Genomic DNA, 24944 nt, shown 5'->3' with positions numbered 1-24944 from the left:
GGGAGTATATGGATCATTGGCAGATCAGAAAAAGCGAATGGACACCGCAGCCAGAAGACGCACGCGGACCGTTCGATGTCGACTACGCGAGGATTGTGCATTCAGGCTCGTTTCGAAGGCTTCAAGGGAAGACCCAGACACTAAATCTCGGCGATAGTGATTTTTATCGCACGCGCCTGACGCACTCCTTGGAGGTAGCTCAGATCGGCGCCAGTATCGTACGGCAATTGGCGGCGGCGAAGACGCACAACGCGCACGACTTCCTGCCACCTACAAGTCTAATCCAAGCTATCGGTTTCGCTCACGACTTAGGTCATCCACCATTTGGTCACGGGGGTGAGGTCTCGCTAAATTTTTGCATGCGTAACAACGGCGGCTTCGAAGGCAATGGCCATACGCTACGCATACTCTCGAGACTGGAGAACTTTTCGGAAAAGCATGGCGCGGATCTGACGAGGCGGGCCCTCCTGGGAATTCTGAAATATCCAGTCAGCTTCAAAGAGGCTGCAAATCCAGAAATTAAGCCTAAAATTGACGCTGCGCCCCAGTCGATCAGGGTGATCAACAGAGAAAGCTCGAAACCACCGAAATGTTATCTTGATAGCGAGCGCGAGGTCGTAGATTGGATCCTAGAACCGCTTAGCGACGAGGACCGGGATCTATTCATCAGTGTTGATCCCGAGCTTGTTGATGCAAAAGGAAAGGCCAAGCATCGGAAACCACTTCATAAGTCATTGGATTGCAGCATTATGGATGTGGCCGACGACATTGCCTATGGCGTGCACGATTTGGAAGACGCGATAGCAATGGGTTTGGTGTCTGAACGCGATTTTCGGGAAGCTGTTAACGAAAGCGCGTGCGCGCCGTTCTTGAACTCGTTGAATGAGAAGTACTCGCTCGCTAACTCGAATGACGTCTACGAGTCCGTCATGAGAGCTCTGTTCGGTCTCGGGAAAGAGCGGAAGCACTGCATCGGCCGGCTCGTTCATCATTTCGTCACGCATATCGAAATTACTGAGCTTGAAGATTTCGAAGAGCCGTTGATCAGGTACCGCGCAAAACTGCACGCTCCGCAACGCATTTTCCTGGATGCGCTCCAGGCGCTTATCGTTACCAAAGTGATCAGGAGTGCCGAGGTTCAACATCTAGAGTTCAAGGGGCAGAAAATGGTCGTATCTGTTTTCGAAGCGTTCGCATCTGACCCGAGGGCTTTTTTGCCAGTTGATGCATATAGCGATTTTGTTAGGGCAGAAGACGGTGCCCGGGTAATTTGCGATCATGTTGCGGGTATGACTGACAGCTTCCTACTGAAGACCTACGACCGTCTATTCAGCCCACGTATGGGGTCCGTCTTCGACAAACTATAATCCGAAATCTTGCGAACGCGGCGTTCCCGCCGCGTTCGCCTCGAAGCTATCCATCGCTTAAGAGAGGACGTAAAACAGAGGTTTCCGAGCCCACTTCGCTACCCCATTCGTGCTTGGATAAGCGGTGCCGGTTAAGTCGCCAAGCGTTCTACCAATCGAAAGCGATATTCGGCGCCGATCGGTATCAAACTTAGTGTTGCAAATTGGATCGCCTGCAGAACTCTGAGCCGGTGCGAGCATGATAAACACACTTGTCTTCGTCGTGCCCCTAATGCAACCTTAAATCGTTGAGTTCAGCCGAGATTCAGACGGGGGATCATGCGAGTATCTCGAATAGTGATCCAGAATTTTCGCACGTTCGCGTCACTCGACGTGAATGTCGCGGATGATCTGTGCTGTATCATCGGAGAAAACAATACTGGCAAGACCGCGATCCTCCGCGCAATCCAAATTTGTCTAGACAACATGCTGCCGTCGAGTTTCCGGGCGCTGATGCGAGAGGACATCCACTTCGCGATCGATATCGCCCAGCCCAGCCAGGTTTTGATAGGAATCGAACTGGCTGGGTTCGAGGGACGGGTGAATGAAGAGGCGCTAGTTAGTACCTGGAAGACGGCTGCGGACCGCGCGCGTATATTCTACCGCTTCCGTCCGCGGCCAGCTGTCCGGGAGCAGCTTGTAAGTGGCGACATCTTGCCCGGGGCGCTGACCCTTGAAGATTATCAGTGGGAAATCCGCGGTGGCGGTGACCCTGCCATCGACCTAACGGAGATTGCCTGGGATGACGACGGGATCGGCGAGTCGGTGCGCTTTGCAGATCTGCAATCTTACCTCCTTGTTCATCTGCCTGCGCTCCGCGATGTCGAGAGCGACCTGCGTAATCCGCGCCAGTCGCCACTCATCCGTCTGATCGAGGCGTTCGAGATCGATGCGGCCGAGCAGGATGCCCTAATTGCCATCCTCGACGAGGCCAACCAGGCGATCGCGAACTCGGCGACTATTGCCGAAATAGCAGGAGCAATTGACGCACGGTTCAAGGATGTCTCTGGCCCCGCGTTTGAGATGGACGCCACTCTCGGCCTCTCCGCTGCGACCTTCCGCGCGATCATACGCAACCTGAAAATCATTCTATCAGACCTTTCACTCACCTCGTTCGAACCTGGCCGCAACGGTCTTGGGATGAACAACATTCTCTATATCGCGATCCTGATGGAATACCTGCAGCGGCGGATCGCGCTCAACCGCTCGGCCGGCCAATTGATACTGATCGAGGAGCCAGAAGCGCATCTTCATCCTCAATTGCAGTTCTCGTTGATCGCGGCACTGCGCGCGATCAACGTGCAGACCATCTTGACCAGTCACAGCACCCAGGTGACCTCTCAGGTTCCATTGAGCAGCATTGTATCTCTCACCAAGCGCGAGGACGCGACTATCGCTGCCGGCAATCTCGCGCTCAATGCCGCGCTGACCGCGCCAGAAATTGCCGATCTCGAACGCTACCTCGACGCAACCAAGAGCGCCTTGCTCTACGCGCGCAAGGTCATGCTAGTCGAAGGTCCAGCCGAGATGTTCCTGATCCCGGCGATGATCGAGCAAGTGTACGGCGTGAAGCTTGAGCGGGTCGGCATCTCAGTAATTGCGATTCATGGCGTCCACTTCGACGTCTATGCCAAACTGTTCCGCGCGGGATCGCTCGAGAAGAAATGCGCCATCGTCGCCGATGCTGACATGAAGCCGTCCGACGCCGAGGACTTCGATCCGGAAACCCACGCGCCCGATTTGGTGGCACTGGAGAACGACTTTGTGTCCACTTTTGAGGGCGCCACCACCTTCGAACGCGAGTTGGTATCGCTCGGGCGCCTGCCAATGCTGATCGAGACCGTCCGCGCTCTCGGCGCGCCGCAGATCCTTGCACAGATGGAGCAAGGGTTCGCAACGCTTGCGCTCGGGGGACTGAGCCCCGCCGACGAGACAGCGCTACGCATTGAGCTTGGCCGTATCACGCTCAATACCGCCAAACGTTTTGGTAAGGCGCGTTTCGCGCAGATAGCTGCGCGCTACGCCCACCTCGCGACCGATCTGCCGACCTATATCGAGGAGGCATATGAGTGGCTTACCGAATGATCCGGCTGACACCGGAACAGCGCGAGGCCGTCGAATACGACGGCAATCTGCTTCTCACTGCGTGCCCGGGAAGCGGCAAGACGCGGGTCATTCTCGCCAAGCTGCTGACGCTGGCCGATCAGGTTATCGGTACGCCACAGTTCATCGGCTGTATTACCTACACCAATGCTGCAGTCGACGAGATCGAGACCAGATTGCGCACCTACGGCAATAACGCGATCGCAGACCGCTGTGAAATCTCCACGATCCACGCTTACTGTCTGCAATTCATTCTTCGTCCCTATAGCTGGCTGTTACCCGAGGTTCCGGCGTCGTTTCAGGTGCTTTCCCGGGAGAACAGTCAGTTTGAGCAGATCGTAACGTCGGTCGAGGACGCTTTCGGTCGCATGCCCGTCGGGCAGGTGTTCGAGGATTATGAATCTCTTCGCATCGACGTGAACGGCGGCCCCTGCGGCCAAGGGATCGAGACAGGGATTGTCACTGACGAATCTGCCGCGCTCTATTGGGAGCGGGTCCGCGCCCACGGATACCTCGATTTCGCGATGATCCTCTATTATTCATGGAAGATTCTCGAACAACATCCGTTCGTCGGGCGCGGCATCGCGAGCCGCTTTGCTTGGCTGCTTATCGACGAATTTCAGGACACCACGGACATCCAGATCGCCATCTTCGGAGCAATCCAGGATTTCCTTCACACGCGCTTCTTTCTTGTCGGTGACCAGAATCAGTCAATCATGCGCTTCGCAGGTGCTCGTCCGGAACTCGCCGATCAGTTTGGAGATCAGATCGACGCGCACCGCGACACATCCTTGACCGGTAACTTCCGATGCGGGCCGGCGATTGTCGGCACGGCATCAACACTGATCCCGACCGTCCCGGGGATGCACTCGGCGGGCGATGCTGCCCAAGTAGCGGCGCAAGTGAACTACGTTCATGTCGGCCAGCCGATTGACGCCATCACCGACTATTTTCTGCCCGCACTGCAGGATGCAGGCATCCCGCTCGGCAAGGCCGCAATTCTTGCGCCATGGTGGACGCATCTCATCCCCGTTGCCCGCGCCCTCCGAGAATTAGACGTGCCTGTCTTCGGTCCGGGTGCACGGCCCTATAAACGTCGGCGACTGCTTGCCGGGCTTGCCGAGCAACTCGGAGCCTGCGCAGAGGCCGGCAATTATCTCGGAGTCCCGGGTGTCGAGCGGGCGCTGTTTCGGCTCATCGGCGACCTCACCGGTAACTCGCGCTATGACATGTTCAGCTATCAGGGGCGCCGTGTGGCGCTTGGCTTGATCTATCTCGCTCGCGCACTTGCTGAAAAGCATCCCGGCGGCGGCGTTTGGCTGCGCGCCATCGCCCGTGAGGCTGGTGACTATCTCGAACACGAGGAATGGTTGCCGGGCAGCGCCAAACAGCCGCTGATCGATTCCGCCGAGGAAATGCTATCCGACATGAAGGCCAGCAAGGTTGATCTCGCGAATCTGCTAATCTCTGATATGGGCCTGTTCGCCAATCCCGAGCAGGCGCTCAAGCTAATGACGCTGCACAATTCTAAGGGACGCGAATTCGACGGCGTTGCCCTGATCTGCATGAACAATGGTAGTATCCCGCATTTCTCGACATCGACGCAGGAGGCGTATGACGAATCTCGGCGGTTGTTCTACGTCGGCCTGACCCGTGCTAAGCGCATCCTACTCGTCGCGTCCGATCAGTCCCACTGGAGAAACAAGCCGACCACCTTCATCGCGGAGGCTGGCCTTGGATGAGACTATGCTTCTTACGGGTTTGATTGTCGGTTGCGGTCGGCCGCTTCTTAGAAGTAGGTAGCCACACGGACTATCTCCAACAGGCGCTATACCACCCGTCGGCGTAAGACGAACTGACGGCCCTCGTTTTGCAGTCGCAGTCGGGTAATCTGGACGTTCATATTAAGTTCGTCCATATCGTTCAATCCGAGTGATTTCGTCAGCCGCAGGAGACAGCTGGTATGATTCTCCCTTCATGACAACGATCGTCCAGGAGGGATTAGCGACGGATACTAAATTTATTACAGTCTCGGCGTGCGATAATCTTGCCGAGACCCTGTATTTGTTCGATACAAGCAGAGCGTTAAATTGAGATTCGTGAGGCACTGATTAGTGCGTCGGTGGGTGGGGAAGTAATCCGATGGACAGTGCACAGGCGAAAATCTTCGCCGAAGGATTTATTGGGAACAGCGTTGGCGGTTGGGCTATCGATGGCATTCTAGGAAACGGCAAGTCTGCCGTTGTGCTTTCAGGTGTTAGAGACGGTGTCGAAGGCGCCGTAAAAATATTTCATCCCGAGCTAATCGAACGCTACGGGAGGGCTGTTCAGCTGGAGCGTATCAACCGCGAACGACAGCTAATTGGCAAAAGGCATCCTCATCTGGTCAGGATATTGGAAGGTGGGGAGTGCGCTGCCACCGGCCACCTATTCGTCGTTATGGAACGCCTGCCTTTCAAAAACTTTCATCAGGTTGGGTCATCAATTCCGCCTGAGAATTACGGAACCCTTGTCTCACAGATAGCTTCCGCAGCTCGGTTTCTCGAAGACCTTGGCTTGGCTCACCGGGATGTCAAACCAGAGAACATCGCGATCAGTGATGACTTCAGTCGCGCCATTCTCCTCGATCTAGGTGTACTACTTCCGATAGGGGTCTCCAACCTGACTGATGCAGATCAACGGCCATTCATTGGTACTCTGCGCTACAGCTCCCCGGAATTCTTGGATCGCAAGGAGAAAGATACGATAGAGGGTTGGCGGGCCGTCACCTTTTATCAGATGGGCGCGGTGCTGCACGATCTGCTGATGAAGAAGCCGATTTTCGCGGACGTGAGCGAACCCTTTACTTTGCTGGTTGATGCGGTCCGCGGAACGACGCCTAACATTAGCGGCGGCGAGCCCCGCCTAATGTTCTTAGCTCGCCGTGCCTTGGTCAAGAACCCCGAAGTTCGTCTGGAGATGCTAAGTTGGAGTGACTTCGAGGACGCCGCCAAGCCGGAGAATGTCGACGCCGAGGCACGCAAACTGTCTATTCTGGAACGGCAGAAGCTCGCAAGGGCTAACATGTCGACGGCCAGCTTGGCAGACGCGGAGAGACGACGTTTGTTCTTGCAGAGGATGGACCAGTTCGCTCAGCAGCTCGACACACGCTTGGCTTCTATCCTTGCGGAAGCTGCATACTTCCCTCTTCGGAGATCCGATATCTTTGAGGCTGAGAACGACAGTCGTGAAATTATGCTTTCGTTCAGTGCGGATGAAGCTAAGGGTATGGAGTTTCCGCTCGCCCTAAAATTTGTGATCTCGAACCTGGACGACAATGAAGGCACTCCGCAGTATGTCATTCGTTACAGCGACGCGCTTTCTTCTAGGGCCATCGAAGCATCCGAATTGAACCACCAGCGCACGATTTTTAAAGGTTCTGAAGAGGATTTGTACAGCAGCTCACTGCTTCAGGCTGTGCTTCTTGAGACATTAGAAAGCTATTACACCAAAATTGAGACAGGGTCGGTTGCTGGCGATGCGATCCACTTTCTATCAGCGGAAGAGAACGGCATATGAGCACTTGGTGGAAAGACGACACTGATCTTATCGACGAGCAAATGGCAATTCTCGACATCGCCGCCGATGAAAGCATTTTGATTCAGGGCCCACCAGGTAGCGGCAAAACCAATCTCCTGCTGCTCCGCGCGAATTATCTGGCGTTAGGTGCATCCCCGAATTTGCAGGTCGTTGTCTTCGGCTCGTTATTGAAAAGCTTCATTCAAATCGGCGGCGCACAATATAAATTTCCTGTCGAAAGGATCACCACTCATGCGAGGCTGTTCAACGATATCCTGCGCGAGAACGGTAAGGGTTTCGATGCAAGTGGCATGGACTTGGAGCAAGCCCGTCAGCTGAGAGCTGATGGCGTCCAGGCATTGATCAACAGCGGTAAGGTCACGAAGCTATTTGATGCGCTTTTGCTGGACGAGGCACAGGACTATACGCCTCAAGAGATCAAGATATTCGCTGCGTTGACGAAAGTCCTGGTTGCGGCAGCTGATGAGCATCAACAGGTGTTCGAGGTTGACAGCTGCTTTGCTGAGCTTGAGGCAGCAACCACCATAAAGCATGGTCTTAACTATCATTTTCGGAACGGTCGCGATATCTGCAGTATCGCAGACGCCATACTCGCAGGCTATCCGTCACACGTTCCGTTAAGGCCCAATGCGCAGTACGATGAGCTGGCATATCCTGTGAAGGTCACCACCAAGTCAGATCTTTCGATTGCGGAACAGGCACAAGCCATCGCAGACCAGATCGCCGATCAGCTGGTGGCGTATCCGGGGGAGAAGATCGGTGTTCTTTGCCCTAAGAATGAAGACGTTCTGCTCATCGCGGATCATCTCGCAGGCTTGGGTTTTGCGTCCCAACTGACTATCTGCAAAAGTGATGAGTTTGATCCGCAAGCTCCGATCTGGCTGTCTTCAATGTCGGCGGCAAAAGGTCTTGAGTTTCGATGCGTGCACATTGCCGGGCTCGATAACCTCTCACGTATGGGTGGGGTTCAGAAGCGACTTGCTTATACAGCCGTGACGCGTGCCAAAACGGCGCTGAGCTTTTACTACGATAAAAAAATACCGGCTTATCTCGACGGCGCTATCAGTGTTGTAATTCCTCGTAGTAAGATCGTTACAAAGGCTCGTATTTTTGGCAAGGAATGAGACAATGTGGACAGCGTCCTTATCTAGACGAGAGTTTCTGGAGGTTTTTGCCTCTGGAACCTCCGACGCTGTCATTGAGAGATCGAGACGCTTAGACTTGAAAGCGGTTTTGAAAGAGGAAACCGGCGGTGTGACGGTCGTCTGGGGGCAACAGCCCTTGAATCAGATGTCGTTTCCAAATTTGGCAATTGCACGCGAAGGCGAGATTAGCGACTTGCTGGCTGCTCTTAATGCCAATCCAAACGCCGTTTCCCCTTTCTCCGCTTTTTGTCGGCTTGTCCCGTTCGAGGCCGCAAGAGCATTTCTCGATGCACCACGCGGCGATTCTCATTTAGTGACGTCCGTCGTCATCGACGCGGTCGCGATGCTTTCACTCGTCGAAGTCCAACTCCACTCAGAAGGAATAATGAAATTGCGACAGGCAAGCCCCGCCGCCTGCCGCCGCACGCTCAGCTATGTTTGGGCGCGGGCGCTGAGTGCGGGAACCCCGGAAAGCCAGCTGCCATCGCTTCCAGACAAATGGCTCGACATATATGAAGTTTTGAACGGTGGCGTCCTGGGTGATTTGGTGCCCTCCGTATCGAAGCATGCACTCGCAGTGCTTCGGGTGGCGGCAAGCGTCTTTCACGAAAAGCAATCGACTTCGGTGGTGCAGAAGCTCACCGAGGCTCTTGTCCGTTCGGATCGTGTCGAACTCGATCAGGCCTGGAGAGACATTTCCGCCAAGGTCGGTATTGATGTTTCGTTGGAAGGAATTTCAAAAGCTCCACGGGAGGAGCGAGGCTCCTTGCTGCAGAAGTCTTTGCAGGATCAGGGTTTAAGTGCGAGCACAGAAGACCGCGACGCAGCGCGGGGTTTTCTGGCAACTCAAGTGGCACCGAACTCCCTTGATCATATCGATATCCTCATGACAAGAAGCGGTCCCGGAGCCGCATTCTGGTACGTATTTTTCGCGACTTTGCAGAGCCCTCTCGCATTGCTGAGTGCGTTTGGCGGAATCGGGCGTCGACTTAGCCGCGACATACACGATGTCGAAAGCTTCGACATGCCTCCCAAGGCAGATATCGGGTTTGAAGAGTTTAAGGTTCTTTCCCGATTTGGAATGGACGACCTTGGCCGCAAGATCGGTCACTCTAACCAGATCGAAGTCGAGTTGCTACCGTTGGTCACGGCAGCATTTCGATTTGGTCGCACGCAATCTGCAAAGCCAGCATCGTCGAGCGAGCTATTCGATAACCCGGTACCGGAAGAAGTGATCTCAAATCTGCAGCTGATTTCCTCGATCGTCAATGAGACGATGGCCAGCCTTAAGTCGAAACCGAATCTAGAAAAAACTTCTAAGCCGAGGCGAAACCGCAAACCTTATTACTGAGGATGTCGAACCACTAGAGTTTATTTCTATATATTAAACCCCTATAGCGTGCGCTCTGGGGCATCCGACACCTTATATGATCACAGGCGCAGGCCGCAGCAGAGTGTTTGCGGACGGGGAGATAGCCCCTCCGATTGCGGAATGTGCTGAATGCTCGGAGCCGCTGAGAGACAAACGAGATCTGTGTCCGTGGTGTTCTATCGATGACCCCAACGATTAGCGAGCCGCCGCAAACAATCCTTTCAGGATCCTTGATCATTTTGGGCTGCTTGAGGAATATGTTGAGGGATATCCTGCGAGGCCGCGGCAGCCGTACAAGTAAGCTCATGATCGACCGCGAGAGCGACGGCCGTCAGGTCGATGTGTCCCAGAGGCGGACATTTTGAAGCTTCCTCGCCTCGGGATACCATAAAACTCGTTAACCAGCGGCGGCCGTCGAATGCCGGCGGACTTCCTCGCTTGCGGCTCTCACCAGACAAATGTAAGCGGCAAGGAGACCCCATCTGGCGCTGCTGATGCTGAGCGGGATATTTCGGACATACGACTTTTCTGAATGTGAGGATCTATGTCTAGACCTGCGGCTAGCCTTGGATTGATGCGGATGTGGTTCCAGCGATGTCCTCGGACATTCCGCAGGTAAAGGAAGCACAGGCCAAAGCCCCAGGTCTTCTGTAAGCATCCGGTGAAGGCCGCAGGTTAGGCTGCTTTAGCTTTCAATCCGTGCGGCTGCCAATTCCACGGAAGCAATTGCTCCAGCTTACTGATTGGCGTGTCGGCGATGCGGGCCAGGAGGTCAGCAAGCCAAGCCTGCGGATCGATGTCGTTGAGCTTGGCACTCATGATCAGCGTCGCCATGAAGGCAGCACGATCAGCGCCGCGATCCGATCCGGCGAAGAGCCATGACTTCCTCCCGAGAGCAAAGCCTCTCAGCGCTCGTTCGGCCGCGTTGTTCGTGAGACAAATCCGGCCGTCGTCGAGGAAAGACGTGAAGCCGTTCCAGCGCTTCAGCATGTAGTCGATCGGCTCGGCGACCGGAGAACTGCGCGACAGTTTTGCCCGTTCGGTTTGAAGCCAGCAGCGCAGTTCGCCGACAAGCGGCAGGCTGTCCTTGCGACGGCGCTCCAGGCGTTCCGCTGCGGCAAGCCCGTTGATCTGCCGCTCGATGTCGAACAGGGCATCGATCCGTTTGACGGCTTCCAACGCCATAGGCGAGATCGGTGCGGCGCGGCTGCCGCGTTTGGCATTCGTGGCGATGTCGGCCAGCACGAAGAACTTGCGCCTCGCGTGCGACCAGCAGAGCGCCTGCGTCAGCGGCCCCGGATCGCGGTCTACCTTGAACAGCGGATTGTAGCCGCCGTAGGCATCTGCCTGCAGAATGCCAGTGAAGTTCTTCAAGTGGCGCTCGGGATGCTCCTGCCGCCGGTCTCGCGAGGCATAGTAGAGTGCCGCCGGCGGCGATTGCCCGCCGAACGGCCGGTCATCCCGGACATAGGTCCAGATGCGACCCGTATCGGTCTTTCCCTTCGCCAGGATCGGCACTGTGGTGTCGTCACCATGCAACCGCTCGGCAGCCAGGACATGTGCTTCGATCAACGAATGGAGTGGCTTCAGCGCGGCGGCGCAAGCGCCGACCTGATCTGCCAGCGTCGACAGGCTGAGGTCGATACCCTCTCGGGCATAGCGCTCGCTCTGTCGGTTCAGCGGTTGATGCTGGGCGAACTTCTCAAACAGGATCATCGCCAACAGGTTCGGCCCGGCAAAGCCCCGCGGCGTCACATGGAAAGGAGCTGGTGGCTGGGTGATCTTCTCGCATGCGCGACAGGTGAACTTCTCCCGTACCGTTTGGATCACCTTCCACTGACGCGGGATGACCTCGAGGGTCTCGCTGATGTCTTCGCCAAGCTTCGAGAGCTTGGCTGAACCGCAGCAGGGGCAGTTCGTCGGTGCAGCGAGGACGACCCGCTCACGCGGCAGATGTTCGGGAAACGGCTTGCGTGATGGGCGCTTGCGCTCGAAAGCCCTCACGGTCGAGGCTTTGGCCGCAGCCTCTGCCGCCAGTTCGTCTTCGCCAGCGTCAGCCTCCAGCTCCTCGAGCTGCAGTTCCATCTGTTCGAGGAGTCGCGCCTTGCGTTCTGACCGGCTGCCGTAAAGCTCGCGGCGAACCTTCTCGATCTCCAGCTTCAACCGCGCGATCAGCGCTTCGGAATGCGACACGAGCGCCTTTGCGCTGGCGGCTTGCGCCTTGGCGGTCGCTGCTTCTGCCTCGGCAGTGATACGCCGCGCACGCTCCTCGGCCAGCAGTGCAAGCGCACTGGCAAGGTCGTCCGGAAGCTCATCAGTCGCGTCGCTCATGGCAGGATGGAATCATATTCGAGTCCGCTATTCCAGTGCTTTTGCTCATCCTGCCGATGTTGGCCGCCAGGTCTTTTGCGGCATCCGCCAGTCTATTCCTTCGAGCAGATAACCGAGCTGCGCCGGTGTGATCACCACCGTGCCGTCGGCCGCCAACGGCCAGATGAAGCGGCCGCGCTCCAGCTTCTTCGTGAACAGACAGGCTCCTTGTCCATCATGCCAGATCACCTTGATCAGGCCTCCACCGCGACCCCGGAACACGAACAGATGTCCGCACATCGGATCGCGCTTCAGCGTCTCCTGCACCATCAGCGACAGACCGGGGAAGCCTTTGCGCATGTCCGTGTGACCGGTCGCCAGCCAGACCTTCACACCACTCGGGACCGGGATCATCGCCGTCCCAGTACAACATCGAGAATGCGGCCCAATGCGTCCGTGTCGATGTCACTGTCCACCCGGACACGACGGCCCCGACCCAGCTCAATCGTTACATCGCTGCGCTTCCGGCGAGAAGGTGATGGGGCGGGTGGCTCCGAGGGCATCGGCTGAGCTGTCGGTGCGGTCTCGGACACAATCACAGGCACCAATGTGCCCGCCGTCGGTGTCGACGACTCATCAACTCGGCAAAGCTCCTTGCGCCAACGGAAGAGCTGGCTGACATGGATGCCGGCCGCGCGGGCAATCTCGGAGAGCACCACGCCCGGCTCGAGGCACGCGGCAACCAGCCGCTCTTTGTCCTCCCGAGACCACCGCCGCCGGCGCTCGACAGACGTTATCACTTCAATCGGATGCTTCGTCATATGACTACTCCTAGTGCTAGCACTAGGACTTCCGATGTTCGCCTCAACCTCGCAAGACGGCCTTCACCGGGGGCTTACGGTCTTCTTTGCCCGCGCCAGTCCGATCAGGAGATCGGCGATCTGCTCGTTCTCGTCGTTCAGCTTGGCGCTGTAACGATAGCAGGTCTCGCTGACCTCGAAGGTGCGGCAGGCAAGCGCAATGCTCACCCCGTGCAACGCCACTGCTTTCCCGGCCATCTCTCGGCGTTGAGACGGCCGTGTTATTTTTTTCCCAAGGCTTCCTTCAGCAGTTCTGCCTGCATGCTCATCTCGGCATACATCTTCTTCAGCCGCCGGTTCTCATCCTCCAGAGCCTTCATCTGGCTGATCATCGAGGCGTCCATGCCGCCATACTTCGAACGCCACTTGTAAAAGCTAGCATTGCTCATCCCGTGTTCCCGGCATAACTCCGGCACAGGAACGCCGCCTTCTGCCTGGCGCAGGATGGCAAGGATTTGGGGTTCGCTGAATCTGCTCGTCTTCATCAAAATCTACTCGATCATAAAGCCCGAGAAAATTCTACTTTTGAAGCCCGTTAATTACCGGGGGGATTACCGCTACAGAGCACGAAGATTGCCATCACAGAGATTGACGACGATGTCGTTCGCCGCTTTGCGCAGCACCGATGCCGTTGCCCTGGCAGCCGGCAAGCCGATCGTCTGTCGGCCAAATATGTAAATCGCGCGCGCCGGTTCATTGGTTTCCTGGTGGAATACGGGGCGGTGACGCCGTCGACACATGAGCTGCCAGGTGTGGACCTTCACGAGGTCCAAATTGTTGCTTTCCAGACTTGGCAGAGACGGCATCGGGGGATAGGCGATCACAGATCAGGGCTACCAGAGCAACGTGGGAGCAGAACATCGGTTACGCTTTGCGGCGTCGTAGGAACGAAGCTTGTCGGTGATCATCACACGCGGCGATCGTCCTTGGCCCCTCAAGAGCTTACGCATCAGCCGCTTGGCTGCCTTGGCATTGCGGCGGCTTTGGACAAGAACCTCCAGGACGAAACCGTCCTGATCCACAGCGCGCCACAGCCAGTGCTTCTTGCCACGCATTGAAACGACGGCCTCATCGAGATGCCACTTGTCACCGAGCCGGCCAACTGAGCGCCGGCGGATGTCGTTTGCAAAAGCCAGCCCGAATTTCTCTGCCCACTGACGGATCGTTTGATGAGATACAATGATGCCACGAGCCGCCAACATGTCCTCGACCATTCTCAGGTTAAGAGGAAAGCGGAAATAGAGCCATACGGCCTGAGCAATGACTTCAGCGGGAAAGCGATGTCGGCGATAGAGAGGATCACGGTTTGTCATGACCCGGCATCGCACACCGATGTCCACACTCCGTTAAGTTGACGATGCCCTCTGCGACGACCATCACTTCGTCGACTGCAAGGCCGGACGGCGCGAGGCTCGCCCATTGAAATCGTCGCGGCATAGCTGATCCTCCGATAAATTAGCAAAAGCATCATCCTAAACAGCAGCAAATGTGAGTCAGAGCCAATTCCCAATGGAAATATCTGGCTGTGCCGGGTCAGCTCTCAGCGGAAATCAACAAGGGCCTGTCGCCAAGCGTGACGCCGTCACCTGTCTGAAGGCCGTCATCTGTTTTTCGGAGCGGCGGGCGTATCATATCCGCCAACCGCAAGCCGATCCGCTACCAGTCGGATGCTGGATTTCTACTCGAAAATCTCGAGGGAAGGTTCGGCATCACCAATCTCTTAGCAATTCATGCTGGCTCGAGACGCGCTACGGGCTGTTTGCCGTTTGCGCTGAACACGACGGTCGAGCTCATGCGATTCGGTTCGCTAGCTAAGCTAGGCCATAGACCTCATGTATTCGGTGGGTGAGGCAGCGAAGGATACAATGGAAAAAGCAAGTTCGCAGCTTGATAGCCGAAACAGCCTGGTATTCTTGGGTGGGAGCGCAAACCGCTCACAACGTGGAGCAACGGTCAAGCCGAAGGGCAGATCAACCCCCTTAAGGTGCTAAGCGGGCAATGTACAGTCGCGCCGGTGCGGAACCGATGAGGACGAGAATGCTGCCGCTGAATCACAAAAATTGAGGATGAACCCGATAATCAATTTTGGCAAATAGTTGCATATGCGGTGGTGAGATACGTTCTAATATTGATCGGGGCATCGCTGCGATTTGTTATGTCGTATAGGGCGACAGCCTTCGTCCAGGGTGAGCCTTCATTAATGTATTTCGCTCGAAGGCTCGTGTCATCTGCAAACCGGTTGGGACGCATTTCGTCGCAATTCGCCGGTTGGGCATCTGAGGAGAACAAGACTGACATTCCGACCAGCCTTTCTGCCTCACTCCGTGCGCCCGCCAACTGGGTATACGAGTTGGAAACAAGTTTCCGAGCATCATCTTGCAAAACTCCAATCTCCAAAAGTGAGCGGTAGTCGGCGACTAGCTGATTTTCACTCAGTCCGTTCGTGCTGCGGATCTGGAGACCTACAATGAGCGCCGCTATACCTCCTACGCAAAAGCCGAGGGTTCGCAGATGTAGTTCCGTCGAGATCGAAGTACTACGCTGGATCGGGAGAGCGTCGTTTAGTGTTAGGTACACAACCGCAGCAGCCACCAGAACACTGATTGTTGGTGCGACGACTGGGGACTGAGACAGCGCAATTAGTAACCCCAAGAAACTTCCTAGAGCCGCCCCGGCTATCGTATTCACTGCGAGTAACCATAGACTTTTCATCGGTTAATCCCCAATTTTATACGCGGCACCTTCCTCGTCTCGTTTAACTATAGCGCAAAAGATTTCAACCGCGTAGTTTGCTGTTTGCTGAGACGATGTGCTACACTATGAATATTAGCTCTGTTCCATATCGAATTCGGCAGTGAAAATTGCCTGAGGTGAATTGGGTAATCGGAGGGCGTCCAGTATGGTTCTTCGAGACCGGCAGGCCATAATAGTATTCTTAACTCTTTTGCTCGCGCCAGTTTCGGCACTCGCCCAAGCGCTGCCGATCACTGTCATCGAGCAAATCCAGAAAAGTACTGTCAGAATTATTGCCGTAAACTCCAATAACCTGTCCCCTCGGCGTATTGCGAGTGGATTTACATGGCAGCGTGCTTCGGAAGTGATTACTTCATTTCACGTAGTGGCCGGTGCGGACAACATATTAGTGGAATTTGGCGGAGCCGGCTCCGGGGCTGGCAGTGAAAATTCTGGTATTGTTGTTCGCAATGCCCGCATTAGGTCCGTTGATGTGGACGGTGACCTGGCCTTGTTGGAAGTTGACAGTCCCCCGGATTGGGTCGCCTGGTTTGATCGAACAGTCACGCCTTCGCCCGGAGAGCCAATGTGGCTGGCTGGTTTCCCAGAAGCAACGAGCGGTTTGCGGTCTGTCCGCCTTTGGCTTAGTGACATTGCGCCAGCGACCTTGAAGCCGGGCTTGAACCAAAGTGCTCGCGATGAACTTGAAACACTGGGATTTCCTTCAGTCGATCTCCCTGTCCTTCATGTTCAAGGTCCACTACTGCATGGTGACTCGGGTTCTCCCATATTTGACGTTACTGGGGCGCTTGTAGCGGTCGGGAATGGTGGACTGAAGAACGGTACAGTTCAGCTAGGGTGGGGCATTCCAGGAGAACGCGTCCTATCGCTAAGAAACAGGAGGCAGACCTTTCCGATAGATAAGGTCGCGGTGGCGACCATATCGACACATTTCTTCTCCGTGCTCGGCGATGTTGGTCAAACGTCGAGGAATATCCGAACTCCGACGGGAGCAACGCTGAGATCAATGGTCGCACCTGCCAACGCGCTTCCGCTGGCCCTGTCATCTGACGGTACGAGGGGCTTGGTGTCGTACAGTGGAAGGCTGTTCGTGGTGAACGCAGCGGCTGAAGAGATCGTTCTGTACCCTCAGTTTTATCCTGGGATAGGCGGAACGGCCCTCTATTCAGCCGATGAAAAACTCCTCGCAGGCGGAACAACCGACGGAAAGGTTATCATTTGGGATGCAGTTTCGGGTCGCATACGGAGAACTTTAGCCACTGAACTCCAAGATGCAATTACATCGATCGCCTTTTCGCATAACGGCGAACATATCGCGGCCGGGACTGAGGATGGGGTAGTCTATCTCTGGAACATTACTCGAGGCAAAATGGTTGGCCGGCTGCCACACGAGTCCATCCGCAACAACGTGCTTACCCTTGCATTTTCTCCTAATGATCAGAAACTGGCGGCCGGCTACTGGGCAGGCGCAATAAGGGTGTGGTCGACTAACAACTTTGACCGGTTTGATGTGCTCACCAGCCTTACCAATATCGGCTCTGTTGCTGGGCTCGACTTTTCCCCAGACGGCGGGTTGCTGGCAGCGGACTACTCAGCAAACCCCGATGTGCTCTCCGTATGGAACACTTCAACTTGGGAAATGCTGTCAACAACAGAGCTTCACGGTTCAGCTGGTCCCGTCGTTTTCTCTTCAAATGGAAAGACGGTGGCGGTCGGTCCGGGAGGAGGAAATGACTCGGCTGTAAGCCTGATCGATATTTCCGATGGTAGCTTGGAAACGATAGCTACTAGTGCCGATTTCGATGGCTCTAAGTTCATAAAATTCGCTTCGCCCACCGAACTTTCTTGGGCAACCGATAAAGATGGTTTTGTGCGATGGGACGTGAAATCATGGACAAAAATCGGGGGTCAAAAGGCTACCGGCTACACAGTCCAATGGGGCGCGTTCACGGACTATGCAACGATTGCGGCCTGGATCGATACGAGCGCGGGCACAATAACCATTTTTGACCTCGAGAAGGGACGTATTGCATCGGTCTTGGGCGGCATTGAAGAATACGACAAGCTCGAGGACATTTCACCCGATGGACTTTGGCTTGCTGTTGCAAAAATTGGTGGCGATACGCACATCCTTGACGCGAAAAATGGAAACTTAGAATTTGTCATCCCGCCTGCCGGACTAGTGGCCGACGTTAGATTTTCACCCAACTCGAGATCTGTTGCTGTGGGTACCGGAGCGTATAGTATAGATATCTGGAACGTACCTGAAGGTACGCGAAAGCGGGAGATTCCCGGTGGAGATGACTTGCCTATTGCATGGGGTCTAGCCTTTTCTCCTGACGGCCAGACCCTTGCCGCCTCCGTGGAGCGGAGCCTGCACGATGGCGCAGATAGAGCCGCCGTACGAACTTGGGTGACTGATACAGGCGCCCCGGTCTTTGAACTCCCATTGCAGGCGTGGAATGCCGGCCGAGTAAGCTATTCGTGGGACGGCAATCTTCTTGCGACCGCAGAAGCGCATGAGAAACGTGTAAAGGTTTGGAACCTGAGAGAAGTAGGCAGTTTTGTCACCATTATTACTCGTTTCAAGTGGCCTGAATTTGCCTTTTCTCCGAAGGGAGATGCGATTGCTGTGGCTGACGGAAGTCTCATTGATCTTTGGGACCCGCTACAAGGAGTCTTCAAGGCACGCATTTCTCCCAACATAGGCGAGATTCAGAAGCTCGCATATTCGCCCGATGGGAGCAGGATCAGGGTCTTCGGAGCTTTCGGTCTTTCGATTATCGACGCGAACACAGGAAGTGCATTCATTCATATGCGTATCACGTCTCCCGAGAGCTGGATCGCCCTGAATGATAAAGGGGACTTATTAGGCAGTCGTGAGGCATTGAGCCAAGTTCAGCTTGTTGATGCGGCGGAACAAGTAATAATCGTCGACGACGACTACACTAGGAGACACTTGAATAGCACCGATCCTGACCTTTTTTTTGAACATCGGTAGCTTTGAGTGTTGGAGCACAGACAAACCGCAAGGCAGTTCTTCAAGCGCTTCATCCCTGGTCCTCTCAATGGGCCAGAGCTTTCTCAAAATGGATTATTTCAACCGGGCAAGGGCAGAATTTACCTGTAGGAAGTGTAGAATATTTGTTATTAGAATAACTAAGATTCTCTACTTGTGTAAGAGACAAAATTTGATAAGATACAATCTTATGTAGCATACTGGAGAACGAGAGACAAAATGAATTCTTTCAGGATGAATAATTGAGCACTTTTGACTATATTTTGTTAGATATGCACCGAAGAAACGAAAATAAACATAACGATGAACATATTAGTCGCGGTAGATACCTCGTTCGCCTGAGTAATAATCTCAAGTCAACCGCAGTGGGGGCGGTGAAACGGAGGGGCATGTGCGATTCCAGGTCTGGTCGTTGGGCGGTTTGTTGGTTTTGCTCGGAGCGGCACAGGCTTCTGAGTTCCCTAATCCGATACACTATAAGGGCCTGTGCGAGGCGTCGGCAGCCACGTACATCGACAATGATCATTTCGTTGTTGCTAGCGACGAAACAAATATTCTGCGGCTTTATACGAGAAATGACAAATCCGAGGGGGTGCCGCTCGATTTTGAGCATCCGAGTGGATTTGACAAATCCGATATCGAGGCTGCAGCGCGAGACGATGAGGGAGAGATCGTCTACTGGATTAGCTCGCATTCGCTTAACAGCAGCGGCGAGGACAAAGACAAGCGCAAGATATTCTTTGCCACAAAGGTCGTCGCCGTAGGCAAGGCGGCCACCTTGCAATGGGAGGGGGATTTCCTCCGGCTGCGCGACGCGATCCTCGGCGTGATCGGAGACAAGAAATCCGAGCTTAATATCGAGGGACTGGCGACGGCGCCAGATGGGGCGCTGTTGATCGGCCTTCGCGATACGATCGACGACAAAGCTGTAGTGATTCCATTCACCAATCCCGCCGAAGTTATCAGCCATCCTGAAAGAAGTGCCGTGCTTGGTGAACCCTTCCGCCTGGATCTCGGAGGGCTGGGTATCCGCAGTGTCGAACGGGTTGATGACCACTATCTGATCGTTGCCGGACCAGTTTCCGATGAAGGACCATTCGCGCTGTACCGCTGGCTTGGCGGAAAATCATCGCCTGAGGAGTTGAAGGCGCCGGCACTCGGGTCGTTGCGGCCGGAGGCGTTGATGCAGATCCCTGGCTCAGGGATGGTTCAAATCCTCAGCGATGATGGCTCGCAGACCTGCGACGACGAAAAGACTCCGCTTTCGCAAAGAGCATTCAGGAGTACCGAAATCAAACTCGGCAACTGAAGCAGCAGCATTCGACGGCATTGCATTCAAGAACGGCGATCTGTGCTCAGATTTCGCCGAAGAGAACCCGTTGCCTTCACGCCACCCTGGCCCCTTACTTTAGGAGAGTTCGATGAGCATCAAAGAAGAGATCAAGTGGTTCAAGACCAATTTCGCGTCAGACATTGTCCCGGCGCTGGCCGGAACGCCCCTGTCTTTCGACTTGATCTGCGCCATTGCGTTTCAGGAGTCCGGTGAACTCTGGAGCAAACTCCGACTGCACCTGTCGCGTGAGGAGATATTGAGATTGTCTGTCGGCGATACGCTCGACACGCCGAACCGTAGCGCCTTTCCAAAGAACCGGGCAGAACTTGTCGACGCGAACCGCGGTGGGGAAATGTTCGACTTTGCACATGGGCTGCTTGGCGAAATGGCCGAAGCCACCGGTATCGAGGCGTATCAAAGGGTGGCGCGGCGACCGGAGAAGTTCGTCCACGGTTATGGCATCTTCCAATATGATTTGCAGTTTTTCAAAACCGACCCCGATTTCTTCCTCGAGCAGCGTTGGCAGAACATCGACGCCTGCGTTGACAAAATGGTCACGGAGCTCAAGCATGCTCTCCGCCAACTTGACCTTGACGATAAGCAATCGCTGACGGATCTGGAGTCGGCGTTCACTGCAATCGTTTATAATACGGGCTTTGGCAATTTCAGGAAAAGTAAGGGTCTTCAGCAAGGGCATTTCGACGGAACGCATTTTTATGGCGAGAACATCGACCAGTTCATCAAGATCGCGCGGGAGATTCCAAACCCGGCGACAGGGGAGGCTCCTGGCCATATCATGGTCGCCGCCGCGGTCGTTGCTGAACCATCGATTGTAAGCATTGCCAAGGCGGAATTCGATCGGTTCAACGGTATCGATGAAGGCGACGAGCCGCTGCGAGGACACATCGCAGATTATTATGAGGCTGGGGGCGGCAGCCGCGATCTCAATCCCACGCTCAATGACAATGCGTGGTCCGCCGCGTTTGTATCCTTCTGTGTCAAGAAATCAGGTGCGACGCCGCAACAGTTTAAGTTCAATTTGAGTCACAGCGTGTTTGTTCACGCCGCCATCGCAAATGGTGACGCGCATACCGGCGTGTTCCGCGGTCATCGTATCACTGAATATGCGCCGAGGCTGGGAGACCTTATTCATCACAATCGGGATGGTGCCACGCTGAGTTTCGACTTTGCCAAGCGGAACACTGGTTACCCTTCGCACAGCGCCATCGTCGTCGGCTTCGAGACACGCAATGGCGTGCGGCATGCCGTGACGATCGGCGGAAACGAGGCCATTCCTCAGGGGACCGGCACAGTCGGAAAAAAGTTCTTCGCGCTGGACGTTAACGGCTTTCTGGATCAATCGGAGATCCGGTCCAAGCTTATCTGCGTTGTCGAGAACCTGCTGGCGGCCGGCGCGCAGGCTGTGGTGCCTGGCGCGTTTGTCGTCCGGGTACGGACCGACCTCAAACTGCGGGGCGGGCCTGGACCGGAGTTTCCGATCATCAAGGAACTGCTCGACGGCACGCCTCTCAATGTCCTTGAATTCGAGGAAAACACGAGGGGTCGATGGGCGCTCGTAGATCTCGAGGGCGATCGGGTGAAGGATGGGTTTGTATTCGCAAAGTTCATCGAGCCTGCAACGGTGTGAGATGACGCTGTGCGCTCTTCGGCCGCCCGAAGAAGCCTGACGGTATCGGGCCGGATGCATGCGCAGCGCCGAGGGCCTTAGACCATCATATGATTGCGTCCCTTTGTCATAATGAGAGCTGTCGCGTTGCGAGGTGGGGGTTATGCAGATTGCCGATCAGGAGAGGGTTGTTTCAGATCGGATTGGTCCAGTATGCGGAGATCAGGTCAGTGACGAACGGTTTTAGCCAAAGCATATTGCTCGGAGTGGCTCTTCTTGCCACCCAAGCATGTCAGGTGCCGCGGGATACGAGGATCATTGTTCGCGATCCTGATCCGTCTCGCAAAGCTGTTGACATTTGGCTGCGTGAACCTCGCGATCCAGCTCTTGTCCACCTGTCAGACTACGCTCTTCTTGCGGCGGCGGCCTATAATGAGAGGCTGGCAGGGGGCGCCTATTGTCCAAGTGTTGTGGTGCCTCGACACCGTTGGAAACAACTTCCCGACTATTTGGAGAGCGACCCAGTAGTTGAAACTCCCGGCGGCCCTATTAAGATCAGAGGACTTGGCTATCAGCTCTGGCGCGATACGGAGGCAACTGGCCGAAAACGGCTAGCGCTTGTTTTCCGAGGGACCGATCTCGGTGATTTCGGAGACTGGATTGCTAACTTGAGGTGGCTGACGCGGCTAAACCCCTTCACACGCGACCAGTATGCCCAGACCCGTGATCTCGTTAAAGCACTGACAAGCCGTATAGATAAGGACTTCGGCCCGAATGCTGAGATAATAGCAGTTGGGCACTCGCTGGGTGGCGGGCTCGCTCAACAGGCTGCGTACGCCTCCCCGCGCATACACACCGCTTATGCATTTGATTCCTCACCTGTCACAGGCTCGACGAGCGCGGACCCAAAAGTAAGTGCCGCCAACAGAAAAGGCGACCAGATCTTCAGGATCTATGAACGGGGCGAGGTTCTTGCACCCCTCCGTTCAATACAGCGGCAACTAAAACCGATCGGAAAAAACAACCCCAAGGAGACGGAACTCCGGTTTAATTTTCGTTCGACGTTCCGATTGGGTAATCCCGGTTCGGGTCCATTTAGCCAACACAGTATTAATCAGCTTGCCTGCGATATCATCTGTTGGGTCGATATGAAGGGCGATGAAGACCAGTGCGGCCCGGCTGTACCATAACACTGAAATGTATGCGGTTTCTGCAGTGATGCAGGCACGCTCGTGCACCCGCGGACCCACCGAGGAGGAGATTATGGCAGCAAGCACCGTGAATGCCGCAGCGCGTCGGCTGATGGATCCTGCCACGTGGCCCGCCGGATGGCTCGTCCTCCTGGGGCTCGCTGCGCTAGTTCTTTGCTTTTGCCTCGCGGCCGCCTCCGGACCGAATGTTGGGGAGGTCACCAGCACGAAATGCGAGCAAGCCGAGACAACAGCCAAACAGAGCCTGACCGAAGCTGACGCCGCTAACGACCGGGCCGGTATCCTGCGCATGGTGGGCGTGATGCCGGGGGAGACGGAGCCCGGCCGGAATATCTGCGTCCTGGTGGCCGGCGTCGTCTCCAGGGAAACGGTGGAGGAGCGGGCAAACAACGTCAAACTAATGCAGGAAGCGCTGACCGCGAGCCAGGCCAGGCTTACACAGGCAACGGACGAAGGCAAGCCGGCCAGCGAGATCACCCAGTTCCAAAGCGCTGTTGACAAGGCGAAGACCGATCTCCGCACGGCGAAGGCCGGGTACGCGAAGCCGCTCGATCCGGTGCCACTCTCTGTCTTTCTCAACGACAAGCTCGCCCCGTTTCTCAAAGTGCAGGCGCACGCGACTGACGCAGTGCAGCGGCTCTACTTCCCCCTGTGGACGCCCGAGGACGCGACCGACCCTGCCGCGAAGTTTTGGCAGGAACTGTTGAGCGAGGTGGCATTTGCCAAGCCCTTGGGCAAGCGCCAGGTCGATATCGGCCTGTCGCACGCCGGATCGACAGCTTCCATCCCCGAGACCGCCCGGAACGGCACCATTGACCAGATCACGATGTACGTTTTCTCGCTGACCCCGGTGCTTGTCGGATTGCTTGCGTTGGCCCTGCTTACCGCCGCTTTCATCGCATATGCCGCGCGGACGCCGCTCCTCCGCGACAACAGCTTAACCTGCCGAGATCTATTGTATCGGCTCGAGGCAGTGAAGCTCGAAGAGAAGCGACGGCAGCGCGAGTTCGGACTCGCCGAGACCGACCTCGCCGCAGCCCCGGGCGACCCGGACAAATTCGCCGCCTACACCGCCGCACGGAGTGCCCTCGTTGCCGCCAGAGCGGAAAATGGCAGACTAGAGACGGTTCTCGACGTTGACCCTGCGCACGGAAACGCAAGGGTGCAGCGAATGAGGCTGGAAGACCTGCTCATCAAGCCGCAGGAGGAGGTCGCGAGGCTGCAGGCCCGACGGAACACGGCGCAGGCAGCCCGCGATGCGGCTGGGAAGACCTTCGACGAGGTAAGCGGCCTGACCGCTGCGCAGGCTGCGCTTGACCAAGCAGAGGCTGCCCTCACTGCCTCGCCCGGTGCCTCGACGCAGGCACGCGACGACGCCAAAGCCGCAAGAGATCGGATCGTCTCGACCAATGAAACTCTGATCAAGGCAACCGAAGCAGAGCTCGAGACTGCAGGCACGGACATCAAGGAAGCTGTATCGGGTATTAGGCAAAAGCAGGCCGGAATTGACCAGGTCGCGCAGCAATTGAAGGACGCCGAGAAAGCTCTAGATGACGCGCAACTTACAGTCGACCCAGCGGCCAGCAAGGTGGCCGATATCCAGCGGAATTATCCCACATCGCAATTTGCAGACCGAGCCACCGGCCCCTACAGCCTCGGCCGCACCCAGATGGCCTTCTGGCTCTTTCTGGTGATAGCCGGCTATATCTTCATCGCCATGAGCTTCGACCTCTACTACGGCCTCCTCAGCAACGAGATCCTGTGGCTTCTCGGCATCAGCGGGGCGACCGGTCTCGGGTCTGTCCTTATCAATGCCGGTACCACCGAAGGCCGCACATCTCGCGGCTTCGTTAGCGATGTCCTGAGTGTCGATGGCGCGCCGCAACTGCAGCGTATCCAGGCGATCGCCTGGACTCTGATCCTGGGGGCGCTGTTTGTGTGGACCGTCGCACGCAACTTTCGCCTGCCTGTCTTCGACCCCACGCTGCTCCTGTTGATGGGGCTGGTGAGCGGGCTTTACCTCGGCTTCAAGGCTCAGGAGGAGGCGAAGGGGGAGGCCGCCAAGGGAGACGCAGCCAAGAACGGGAGCAAGAGCGGGGGAACGCCCTGAAGCGACCGACGCACTGGAGGTGGCGCGCATGGCCCTGCCGCGTGTGTCGGCTCGGGGCCTAACAGCCTATGTTGCCGGAGAAATCATCGGCGACTGGGGTTCCGATGATGAAGAG

The 24944-nt window shown here is 55.9% G+C and carries 15 protein-coding genes and 2 pseudogenes; 11 read left to right on the top strand and 6 right to left on the bottom strand.

Features of this window, described 5'->3' with window-relative positions:
- The first annotated feature begins 8 nt into the window (after positions 1–8).
- The 6 genes from HX899_RS02400 to HX899_RS02375 all read left to right on the top strand — a co-directional run bounded on the left by HX899_RS02400 (position 9) and on the right by HX899_RS02375 (position 9584).
- Positions 9–1367 carry an anti-phage deoxyguanosine triphosphatase gene (locus tag HX899_RS02400; RefSeq protein WP_127431492.1) on the top strand — a complete coding sequence of 453 codons (1359 nt, stop codon included), beginning with the start codon at positions 9–11 and terminating at the stop codon, positions 1365–1367.
- Positions 1368–1685: 318 nt separating this feature from the next.
- A complete protein-coding gene (locus HX899_RS02395; RefSeq protein WP_127431493.1) occupies positions 1686–3491 on the top strand; it encodes an ATP-dependent endonuclease in 1806 nt (601 codons plus the stop codon).
- Entirely contained in the window at positions 3476–5251 is a 1776-nt protein-coding gene (locus HX899_RS02390; protein ID WP_244604863.1) for a UvrD-helicase domain-containing protein, read from the top strand. Before HX899_RS02395 ends, HX899_RS02390 begins: the two co-directional genes overlap by 16 nt.
- 400 nt (positions 5252–5651) lie before the next feature.
- The gene (locus HX899_RS02385) at positions 5652–7067 is read left to right on the top strand and encodes a protein kinase domain-containing protein (protein WP_127431494.1); all 1416 of its coding nucleotides are present in this window, start codon (positions 5652–5654) and stop codon (positions 7065–7067) included.
- A complete protein-coding gene (locus HX899_RS02380; RefSeq protein ID WP_127431495.1) occupies positions 7064–8212 on the top strand; it encodes an ATP-binding domain-containing protein in 1149 nt (382 codons plus the stop codon). The genes HX899_RS02385 and HX899_RS02380 overlap by 4 nt, the downstream gene beginning before the upstream one ends.
- Before the next feature lie 97 nt (positions 8213–8309).
- Positions 8310–9584, top strand: a complete 1275-nt coding sequence (locus tag HX899_RS02375) for a hypothetical protein (protein ID WP_127431496.1) — start codon at positions 8310–8312, stop codon at positions 9582–9584.
- Positions 9585–10280: 696 nt separating this feature from the next.
- Here the strand turns inward: HX899_RS02375 and tnpC are convergent.
- From tnpC to HX899_RS02345, 6 genes and pseudogenes are all read right to left on the bottom strand, one after another.
- Positions 10281–11936: an IS66 family transposase gene (tnpC, locus tag HX899_RS02370; RefSeq protein WP_181291600.1), complete on the bottom strand. Its 1656-nt coding sequence runs from the start codon at positions 11934–11936 to the stop codon at positions 10281–10283.
- Positions 11937–11981: 45 nt separating this feature from the next.
- Positions 11982–12329 carry an IS66 family insertion sequence element accessory protein TnpB gene (tnpB, locus tag HX899_RS02365; RefSeq protein WP_181291599.1) on the bottom strand — a complete coding sequence of 116 codons (348 nt, stop codon included), beginning with the start codon at positions 12327–12329 and terminating at the stop codon, positions 11982–11984.
- On the bottom strand, positions 12326–12736 hold the full coding sequence (gene tnpA, locus HX899_RS02360) for an IS66-like element accessory protein TnpA (RefSeq protein ID WP_181291598.1): 411 nt from the start codon (positions 12734–12736) through the stop codon (positions 12326–12328). The genes tnpB and tnpA overlap by 4 nt, the downstream gene beginning before the upstream one ends.
- An 81-nt stretch (positions 12737–12817) precedes the next feature.
- Positions 12818–13260 (bottom strand): annotated as a pseudogene (locus HX899_RS02355) (transposase); the annotation flags it as partial.
- Between the two features lie 72 nt (positions 13261–13332).
- Positions 13333–13548 carry a hypothetical protein gene (locus HX899_RS02350; RefSeq protein WP_127431497.1) on the bottom strand — a complete coding sequence of 72 codons (216 nt, stop codon included), beginning with the start codon at positions 13546–13548 and terminating at the stop codon, positions 13333–13335.
- Positions 13549–13641: 93 nt separating this feature from the next.
- Positions 13642–14088, bottom strand: a pseudogene (locus HX899_RS02345) (IS6 family transposase); the annotation flags it as partial.
- Positions 14089–15674: 1586 nt separating this feature from the next.
- On the opposite strand from HX899_RS02345, the gene HX899_RS02340 reads away from it, so the two are divergent.
- The 5 genes from HX899_RS02340 (at position 15675) to HX899_RS02320 (ending at position 24829) form a co-directional block, all read left to right on the top strand.
- Entirely contained in the window at positions 15675–18530 is a 2856-nt protein-coding gene (locus HX899_RS02340; protein WP_127431498.1) for a trypsin-like peptidase domain-containing protein, read from the top strand.
- 409 nt (positions 18531–18939) lie between these two features.
- The gene (locus tag HX899_RS35535; protein WP_127431499.1) at positions 18940–19857 is read left to right on the top strand and encodes a DUF3616 domain-containing protein; all 918 of its coding nucleotides are present in this window, start codon (positions 18940–18942) and stop codon (positions 19855–19857) included.
- A gap of 112 nt (positions 19858–19969) precedes the next feature.
- The gene (locus HX899_RS02330; RefSeq protein ID WP_127431500.1) at positions 19970–21529 is read left to right on the top strand and encodes a DUF2272 domain-containing protein; all 1560 of its coding nucleotides are present in this window, start codon (positions 19970–19972) and stop codon (positions 21527–21529) included.
- Positions 21530–21696: 167 nt separating this feature from the next.
- Positions 21697–22698, top strand: coding sequence for a hypothetical protein (locus tag HX899_RS02325; protein ID WP_127431501.1), 1002 nt, complete (start codon positions 21697–21699; stop codon positions 22696–22698).
- Between the two features lie 73 nt (positions 22699–22771).
- Complete coding sequence (locus HX899_RS02320) at positions 22772–24829, top strand: hypothetical protein (protein WP_127431502.1); 2058 nt, start codon at positions 22772–22774, stop codon at positions 24827–24829.
- The last annotated feature ends 115 nt before the right edge of the window (positions 24830–24944 follow it).

Origin of the sequence: Rhizobium sp. WYCCWR 11146 (assembly GCF_013591995.1) — a bacterium.
Classification (GTDB): domain Bacteria; phylum Pseudomonadota; class Alphaproteobacteria; order Rhizobiales; family Rhizobiaceae; genus Rhizobium; species Rhizobium indicum.
Note: the sequence above shows the minus strand (reverse complement) of the source record. Positions and strands in the feature narration are given on the sequence as shown.